Annotated in this window: 1 rRNA gene; it reads right to left on the bottom strand. The window is 54.7% G+C overall.

Features of this window, described 5'->3' with window-relative positions:
- Positions 1-525 (bottom strand): 16S ribosomal RNA (locus ACFR81_RS10915); the annotation flags it as partial.
- Positions 526-547 lie beyond the last annotated feature (22 nt).

Genomic DNA, 547 nt, shown 5'->3' with positions numbered 1-547 from the left:
CCCTACGTATTACCGCGGCTGCTGGCACGTAGTTAGCCGGCGCTTCTTCTGCAGGTACCGTCACTTTCGCTTCTTCCCTGCTGAAAGAGGTTTACAACCCGAAGGCCGTCATCCCTCACGCGGCGTCGCTGCATCAGGCTTGCGCCCATTGTGCAATATTCCCCACTGCTGCCTCCCGTAGGAGTCTGGGCCGTGTCTCAGTCCCAGTGTGGCCGGTCACCCTCTCAGGCCGGCTACCCGTCGTCGCCTTGGTGAGCCATTACCCCACCAACAAGCTGATAGGCCGTGAGCCCATCTAAAACCAGTACAAACCCTTTCCACAAAAAACCATGCGGTTCCTTGTCATATCCGGTATTAGACCCAGTTTCCCAGGCTTATCCCAGAGTCAAAGGCAGGTTACTCACGTATTACTCACCCGTTCGCCACTAATCCAACCAGTGCAAGCACCAGTCTTCATCGTTCGACTTGCATGTGTTAAGCACGCCGCCAGCGTTCGTCCTGAGCCAGGATCAAACTCTCCGTTAGAAAACAAAAAAGCTTGAATAAC

This window comes from Rothia amarae (genome assembly GCF_042677725.1).
GTDB classification, from domain to species: domain Bacteria; phylum Actinomycetota; class Actinomycetes; order Actinomycetales; family Micrococcaceae; genus Rothia; species Rothia amarae.
Note: the sequence above shows the minus strand (reverse complement) of the source record. Positions and strands in the feature narration are given on the sequence as shown.